At 37.6% G+C, this 6,788-nt stretch carries 5 protein-coding genes; all 5 read left to right on the forward strand.

From position 1 onward, the window contains the following. Positions 1–533: 533 nt before the first annotated feature. The 5 genes from ASJ81_RS17670 (at position 534) to ASJ81_RS17690 (ending at position 6,646) form a co-directional block, all read left to right on the forward strand. Positions 534–1,409, forward strand: coding sequence for a zinc metalloprotease HtpX (locus ASJ81_RS17670; RefSeq protein WP_170943385.1), 876 nt, complete (start codon positions 534–536; stop codon positions 1,407–1,409). Between the two features lie 421 nt (positions 1,410–1,830). Next, entirely contained in the window at positions 1,831–2,940 is a 1,110-nt protein-coding gene (rsgA, locus tag ASJ81_RS17675) for a ribosome small subunit-dependent GTPase A (RefSeq protein WP_095645495.1), read from the forward strand. Between the two features lie 251 nt (positions 2,941–3,191). Beyond that, on the forward strand, positions 3,192–4,301 hold the full coding sequence (locus ASJ81_RS17680) for a DUF362 domain-containing protein (protein ID WP_095645498.1): 1,110 nt from the start codon (positions 3,192–3,194) through the stop codon (positions 4,299–4,301). Positions 4,302–4,736: 435 nt separating this feature from the next. After that, positions 4,737–4,922 carry a hypothetical protein gene (locus ASJ81_RS17685; RefSeq protein ID WP_095645496.1) on the forward strand — a complete coding sequence of 62 codons (186 nt, stop codon included), beginning with the start codon at positions 4,737–4,739 and terminating at the stop codon, positions 4,920–4,922. Between the two features lie 383 nt (positions 4,923–5,305). Further along, on the forward strand, positions 5,306–6,646 hold the full coding sequence (locus tag ASJ81_RS17690) for an acetylserotonin O-methyltransferase (RefSeq protein ID WP_245860263.1): 1,341 nt from the start codon (positions 5,306–5,308) through the stop codon (positions 6,644–6,646). Positions 6,647–6,788 lie beyond the last annotated feature (142 nt).

The raw sequence follows: 6,788 nt of genomic DNA on the forward strand, positions 1-6,788 counted from the left end.
CATAAATATTTGAGCATATTTGTTTATTTTCTTGTTTTCAAATTTATTTTCATCATCTTTTGTTGCATAAACTTAAAGTCTGAATGTCTATATGAAAAATTGATTTCTAATATCTATTCATACGCCAATAGTTCCTTAACTTGGCATAATTTAGAAAAATATAAGTAATTTAGTTTAGAATTAATTACATGATAAATAACCTTAATTATTCAGCCGAAGTAAAATTGTGTATTATACAGCCTGTATTATTGAGAATTGAGCAAACTGAAGAAATATATATATATTGGCCTAATATATAAGTCAATAATTAAGTCTAAAAAATTGGTATTTTCATTGTATCTATGGAAAAAGGCGAGTATTTTCTTGCTCATAATTTTCAATAAGTATTGAATCTCTATTTTTTGAATTATTGGTTGTTGACAATTTATAAATATAAACTAATAATTATATTTATATTTAATTATAAACTGATTTTTTGATACTGAATAGTTATTGCTTATTTTATATAAGGAGGTAATAAAATAACATATTTTGTGGATTTTATAAAAAGTTTAATAAGAAGTGCTAATATTCCATTGTGTATTTATTTGGTCTTAAATACCTTTATTGTCACATTTGTGTTAGGTTCATTATTTGGTGGAATTTCCATTTCAACACTTCTTCTTGGCTTAGGTACATATGCAATATCTCTTGCTATTGCATTATCGCCGTTTGGAGAACGGGTATTAAGAAAACAAAGTGGATGTACAGAGATTAAGCGTAAAGATCAACTTGATTATATAGAACCTATTTTTAAGGAAGTACTTGAAAAGGCACGGAACCTTGATTCATCAATTCCTTTAGATGTTAAATTATACATGAAGAGTAGTGAAGATGTTAACGCATTTGCTACAGGAAGAAAAACTGTTTGTGTTACTGAAGGGATGTTAAATGCCCCTAAAGAACAAATAAAGGCTACACTGGCCCATGAAATGGGGCACATAGCACATAAAGACACTGATTTAATTTTGCTAGTTAGCGTAGGTAACTATATTGTAACATTTATTTTTATATCAATGCGCCTTATAGCACGATTCACTAAATTTATAGGTAGTTTTGGTGGGGATAAAGAGCTAAACTTAGCTGGGCGTGCTAGTGATATGGTAATTGCTGTATTTCTGTGGGCATGGACAAAAATTGGAATAATGTTGGTTATGAAGTCGAGTCGTAATAATGAGTTTGAAGCGGATAAATTTGCATTTAAATTGGGTTATGGAAATGCTTTGTGTGAATTACTGGATTCCTTTACAGGAACATCTACTAAAGGGCTATTTGCAAATCTTATGAATAGTCATCCAGATAAAAACGATAGAATTGCTGCATTGATGAACTTAGGTGCTACATACAGCAAATCGTACGGAGCAAACTGAATATTAGATAGTAATAGGACGGCATTAAGCTGTCCTCTTTTTTTCTGAGAGCCCATATAAAAACAATACTACATTGAAGTTATATCCATATTTACACTATTTTTTTGACTCAGTACCAAAATCCAGTGATGAACGTAGAATTAAAAATCACTAGATTTTGAAAATGGACACAATCCTTTGAATACATCCTCTTGATTGAAGTCTTTAGATATCGAATAGTGAGTTTATAGAAGAAAGAATTCTTCCCGCAAATTCAGTGTTTCAATCGAAAAATGCAAAAATCACTGGATTTTGGACCAGAGTCATTTTTTTCGAAAATCAATAATTTTCCCGAAATCTTGGTATTAATCTCAGGCACAATTGAACTTTTACAGGACGAAATATCAAAATATTTATCCATTTAACCGGATACTTCTATCTTATGAACAATCATAGCGAAACAAAAAGTTCAGGTCATAATTCCGTCCACTCTGACGCCGATAAAATTCCAGGCTGGAATAAAGAACTTGAACTGGCTTTTTCTGCCTATAAAGGCCCCTACACTCCCGGAAGAGTTGCATCAAGGCATAAAACGGTCTGCGAGGTCCTTGTCTCTGGGGCTGTCGTACAGGCTGGAATCTCAGGTGCGCTTCTGAAAATTGGAAAGCAGCCGGTTGTAGGGGATTTTGTCGTTTTGCTTGACCAGCCTGAACTGGGTTCACGTATGGTTGTAAATATTCTGCCCAGGAGGACCTGCCTTTCAAGAGGGGCAGCAGGAGACGGGGGCGGAGAGCAGGTAATTGCTGCAAACCTTGATACCATTTTTATCGTGACGTCGGTTGGTAAGGACCTCAACCTTCGAAGGCTTGAGAGGTATCTTGCCATTGTGTATTCTTCAGGTGCAAGCCCTGTGATTTTACTTAACAAAACCGACCTTGAAGATAGCCCAACCCGGCTGGTAGAAAAAATCCAATCTATTGCAGGTGACGTGCCGGTTATTCCATTAAGCGCCCTTTCAAAAACCGGGCTTGAAGAACTTAGCCCTTACCTTAACCCTGGGGAAACAGTTGCATTAATAGGTTCCTCAGGCGTTGGAAAATCCACGCTTATCAACGCTTTTCTTGGCGAAACCGTCCAGAAAACCGGAGATATTAGGAAAGACGATGAAAAAGGGAGACACACAACTACAGTTCGCCAGCTCTTCCCGCTTCCGAACGGAGCAGCCCTTATAGACAATCCTGGAATCAGGGAAATCCAGCTCGGAGACTCAGCAGAAGGGCTTGAAAAAGCTTTTTCCGAGATCGTTGACGCCGCCCGCAATTGTAAGTTTAAAGACTGCACCCACCACGACGAGCCGGGCTGCGCTGTACTGAAGGCGGTTGATGAAGGGGTTATTCCTGAGGAACGGCTTGCCAGCTATCACAGATTAACTGGAGAACTCATATTCCAGTCAAAAAAAGCAGAAATTGGGCTGAAACGGCTTGAAAAGGAGAAATGTAAGAAAATAGCGCTGGATATTAAAAAATATAAGAAATCTACTGGGAAGCTGTGAAATAAAGCGTATTTTTAGGCAGGATTTCTCAGGAATTTGTCAGTCTCTTAGCATCATATTGTGTTATATTTTTTGTGTTTTATTGCCTTTGAATACTGTGTGAGTTTAATCGAGTGGGTCTAGTCGACTGAATCTAATTGAATGAAGCGGTGCTTTTCTTTCCAAGCAGCGCAATGCCTAAAAATAAACAACACTTTTTTAACTGCATAGGTTTCGTGAAAAGCACGAATCCGGATTTAGGAGGCACTTATATGGCAAGTAAAGTTTATTTTGCAGATATCAGGGCGAGAAATCCGCAGGAGAACACGATCAGCAAAATTCAGAGGCTTTTCGACGAAGCAGGTTTTGCCGAACTCCTTGGAGAAGGTGATCTGACTGCGATTAAGATTCATTTTGGAGAGTATGGGAACGACGGATATATAAATCCCGTTTTTGTGCGGCAGGTTGTGGAAAAGATCCGGGAAACAGGGGCAAAACCGTTTGTCACGGACACGAATACTCTTTATTCAGGCAGCCGGCATAATGCAGTTGACCACCTGACGACTGCAATTGAACACGGTTTTGATTATTCCGTTGTTAGGGCTCCGCTTATCATATCTGACGGTTTGAGGAGTCAGAACTCTGCAGATGTAGAGATCGGGAAAAAGCATTTCAAGTCCGTAAAAATAGGAGCGGATATTGCTGCTGCGGATTCTATGGTTGTGATGTCTCATTTCAAGGGACATATAGTAGCCGGTTTTGGAGGGGCTATAAAAAACCTGGCTATGGGCTGTGCTCCTGCAATCGGCAAAAAGGAACAGCATTTCAGGACAAGCCCGCATGTAAATCAGGATAAGTGTATAGGCTGCGAGAAATGTGTTGAAATCTGTCCTGTAGGAGCTTCTTCTCTTCTTGGAGAGGTTTCAATGATTGATCCCAATATCTGTATAAGCTGTGGACAATGTATGGAAGTTTGCCCTGTTGGAGCTATAACTATAGATTGGGAACATGATATCCCGGAGTTTCTGGAGAGTCTTACGGAGTATGCTTACGGAGCAGTAAAAGGAAAGGAAGGAAAAGTGGGTTACATAAATTTCCTGCTTAAAATTACCCCTGACTGCGACTGTGTGCCCTGGAGTGATGCTCCTATCGTGCCTGATATAGGGATTCTCGCTTCAAAAGACCCTGTTGCTCTTGACCAGGCAAGCTACGACCTAGTAAATAGACAGAAAGGGCTCGTCAACTCCTCCCTTCAGTGCAACCACGAAGCTGGAGCCGATAAGTTCAAGGGGGCATGGCCAATGATCGATGGAACCCACCAGCTCAAGTACGGAGAAAAAATCGGTATGGGGCGCCGTGAGTATAAATTGTTTGAGATTTGAGCTAATAATTTGAGCTAATATAAAGACAGATTGAAGTCTGAGTTTTTTAAAGACCGGTTGAAATTCGACCTCATTTAAAGAATTAACTATTAGAGAAGTCAAAACTATTAGAGAAGTCAATTTTCAACAGCTTTTCTTTTTTACTTGTTCTCCGAATAGACTGTGTATATGCTTAATTATAAGGATCAACGAATGTCAATTTTCAGGTCAATTCTTAATCAATTTACAAATCAATTTTCAGGCCAATTCTTAATCGATTCACAAATCAGTTTTCAGATAAATTCTTAATTAATTTGCAAATCAAATTACAAACCAATTAAAAATCAACTTTAATTGCTTTAATCGCAAATCTATTTTTTAAAAAGATAAATATAGCAGATGCCACAACTTAATATATGAATTAATCTTACCCAACTTTACTGGAGATGAATTAGAGTGACCATCTGGGAATATGATGTTAAAGAGATAAGGTTCAGTGAGTGGTCAAAGACAAAAGAAGATCTTAACAGCCTTGGAACTGATGGCTGGGAGCTCATCAAATTTGCGGACGAGATCGACGAAAACGGTATGATAGCAGCTGTTTTTAAGAGATCGGTAGATTACGTTGACGCATCCTTTTAAAGTTCTGTTTTTAATTTTATAATTTTTTGACCTTTTTTCTGCATAAAACATTGCTTTAAGAGTTTGGCCTACAGATTGTTTAGTTTTTCTTAGGTTGCTTATTTTTCTCAGGCTGCTTATTTTTCATTTTTACTTTTTATTTTCGTTTTTTAGTTATTTTCTTGTTTTTTTAATTTTTATTTTCGTCTGAGTGTGAAACAACTATCTTTCATTTTTGAGTAATAAATCTTTTTTCATGAGTAGTACACTTAGTTAACAATGTTTACTAATTTTGTTATAAGATAAAGCTTTAACCATATAAAATATTACTATATTTTAGAAATTAGTGTCAGACTGATACGAACCAGAGTAATATGCGGAAAGTAAGAATCAGGAGCCAGGAAATGGAAACTCAAATTGGAAACAAAGCAGAATCTGACAAGGAAGTTCATAAGCAACAAACAGAATCCGAAACAGAACCTAGTACACAAAATAAAGAAACAAATCCGAGGTTTAATAACCAAAATGAAGATACGGAAGAAGTAAAAAGCCAGTTAAATGCCGGAATCGAAATTAAAAACGGCAGTAATGCTGAAAAAGCTGAGGAATTATTTCAAAAGCCTGAGATCGATTTTGATTGCTTTTTCAAGTTTATCGATTCTTCTATTCAGGGTTTAAAAGAGTACAGTCTGATTGCCTCGGCTCTTGAGCTCGGAGTATTTGAAGCACTTGATACTCCTTTGTCAGCAAGAAACCTGGCTGAAAAGCTTGGCTGTGATCCTCTGCTCATGCCTTATTTCTGTGAAGCTCTTCACAATATCGGATTTCTTGATAGATTTGAGGAAGGGATGGACAAGGAAGAAGAAAAAACTCAAGTTGTAAAAACAGATCCAGTCGCCGGTCAAGAAAAAGGAAAATCCGAAACCGGATCCGAGAACACTGATAAAGAAATAAATAATGGTGGAGCAGTATACCTTGTCTCGGAACTCAGTGCGACTTATCTCCTGGAAAGTTCTCCGTTTTCTCAACAGCATTACCTTGCCGAAAGGGTCCGAAATGTTGAACGTTGGGCTCGTCTTCCTCAGATTCTAAAGCAGGGACCCGAGATTGTCGAAAAAGGACCTTTTTTTGGAGAAGTTGTCCACTGCATGGCTGAAAACGCACGTTGTGGCCTGCTTCAGGAAACTGTAAAGGTTGTCAGGGAAAACATTGATTTTACAAACATCAAAAGGCTGCTTGACATCGGAGGAGGGCACGGACTTTATGCAGTCGCTTTTTCAAAGCTTAACGAAGACCTTCAGGCTTTTGTTTTCGACCTTCCTCCTGTTACTGCAGAAACAAGATATTTCATAGAGAAACACGGAGCTTCAAGAGTAGATACAATCCAGGGGGATTTTTTTAAAGATGAAATAGGAAGTAACTATGACCTTATCTTTTCTTCCTTTAACCCCGGAGGAAAAGTGCCTTCCCTTATCCCCAAGCTTTCCGAAGCCTTAAACCCAGGAGGCATTTTCGTAACCAGGCAGATGCCTGATGAAAAAATGAAATCAAACCCGCTTCTCAGTCTTGACTGGAACCTCTGGACTTTTGAAGGTGTGAAAAAAGGAAGATCAGGCTACAGTTTCGAAAATAGCGTTCCCTTTAATGAGTATATAGAGCTGCTTGGTAATTACGGGCTTGAAGTCTTCCGTGCTCTTGACATGACGGACGGCTCAAGGATTGTGTTTGCACGGAAAATAACCTGAATTTTGCCTCAATTACTATTTTTTTCAGTTACTTTTTTTCAGTTATTTTTTCTCAGTTATTTTTTTTCAGTTATTTTTTTCAGTTATTTTTTTTCAGTTACTTTTTTTCAGTTACTTTTTTTCAGTTACTTTTTTTCAGTTA

The sequence above is a fragment of the Methanosarcina spelaei genome, from assembly GCF_002287235.1.
In the GTDB taxonomy this organism is placed as follows: domain Archaea; phylum Halobacteriota; class Methanosarcinia; order Methanosarcinales; family Methanosarcinaceae; genus Methanosarcina; species Methanosarcina spelaei.